Genomic DNA, 545 nt, shown 5'->3' on the forward strand with positions numbered 1-545 from the left:
TAGTGCGAAGGCCTGCTCAGGCTGTGCAACGGCCATTCGGTAGGACGTTTCTTCCAGGGCCTGCCCACCATGGGGATGGACCGAAAGCAGCCTGAGCATCTCCGGCGAAAGGTCTTCCCGCGCCTGCTCGCAACCGAGTGGATCCGCTTCCGAGACGCAGGTCGGAGCATTGGTGGACTGGGCCTGTGCAGCAGCGACGTGCCACAAGCAGGCAAGAATTGGCAGCGTGAGCCTCGCCAGCATGGTTGATGGCTCCCTAAGGCGTTTTGCGATCTGCCGGCATTGGCAAGAATCGCAAGGATGCGTCCAAACAAAGAGTTGCAGCATAGCGCGTTCCCATTTGAACGCGCTGATCTCTAGTAATGGTACGTCAATCCGACCGAGACGACATTCTGGTTGAACGAACTGGTGGAATTGAAAAGGGCCGCTTGCCTGTATTTCGAATTGGAATGATTGAACTGGTATTCGAGCGTAAGGGCCATATTGCGCCATAGGTCGTAACGAAATCCTGCGCCAGCCGACCAGACCTGAGTTTGAGTGAGATT

General features: G+C 56.0%; 2 protein-coding genes. Both read right to left on the reverse strand.

From position 1 onward, the window contains the following. Positions 1-243, reverse strand: a 243-nt coding sequence (locus AB4037_RS34650) for a hypothetical protein (protein WP_441774687.1), incomplete at its 3' end; no start/stop codon positions are given. 113 nt (positions 244-356) lie between these two features. Then, positions 357-545, reverse strand: a 189-nt coding sequence (locus AB4037_RS34655; RefSeq protein WP_441774688.1) for an outer membrane protein, incomplete at its 5' end; no start/stop codon positions are given.

It is taken from the genome of Labrys sp. KB_33_2 (assembly GCF_052114505.1).
In the GTDB taxonomy this organism is placed as follows: Bacteria; Pseudomonadota; Alphaproteobacteria; order Rhizobiales; family Labraceae; genus Labrys.